Source organism: Roseateles sp. P5_E1 (genome assembly GCF_054049335.1).
In genome coordinates this window covers 1-528 of sequence record NZ_JBFUMN010000459.1, presented here as the reverse complement: position 1 = coordinate 528, position 528 = coordinate 1, and the positions used below count along the sequence as shown (strand labels likewise).

The following is a 528-nucleotide window of genomic DNA, read 5'->3' as shown; positions in this document are numbered from 1 at the left end:
CAGGAAGATGGCCGGCAGCGCCACGGCCAGACAGAGCAGAGCGGCCCACGGCGCATGCGCGGTCTGCAGCGAGGCCAGCGAGGGTTGCAGCAGCACTGCGCTGAGCACGCTGGCGACCAGGTAATTCCAGGTCACCACCTGGGGCATGTCCAGCCGCCGGCGCGGCGCCAGCTTCAGCAGGACCGAGACCAGCACGCTGCAGAGAACGCTGAAAACCAGATAGTGCATGTACGGACCTGGCAGGGGCGGCGGTGAAGCACGCGGAGGGACGGTATTATGACGCCATGCACAATCCCCCATGTCCCCAAGAAAGCGGTGCGCTGACGCTGGACGGACCGGTCGGTCCGCTCGATGTCGTGGTCGATCTGCCCGAGGCCGATGTCGCCGTGCAGCCGGTGGTGGCGATCGTCTGCCACCCCCTGTCCACCGAGGGCGGCAGCATGCACAACAAGGTGGTGACCATGGCGGCGCGCGCGCTGCGCGACCTGGGCATCGCCACCGTGCGCTTCAACTTCCGCAGCGTCGGCG

At 68.0% G+C, this 528-nt stretch carries 1 protein-coding gene and 1 pseudogene; one reads left to right on the top strand and one right to left on the bottom strand.

All coding sequences use genetic code 11. From position 1 onward, the window contains the following. Positions 1-228 (bottom strand): annotated as a pseudogene (locus tag ACXJKJ_RS32090) (hypothetical protein); the annotation flags it as partial. Positions 229-284: 56 nt separating this feature from the next. On the opposite strand from ACXJKJ_RS32090, the gene ACXJKJ_RS32085 reads away from it, so the two are divergent. After that, positions 285-528, top strand: a 244-nt coding sequence (locus tag ACXJKJ_RS32085; protein ID WP_457395788.1) for an alpha/beta hydrolase, incomplete at its 3' end; no start/stop codon positions are given.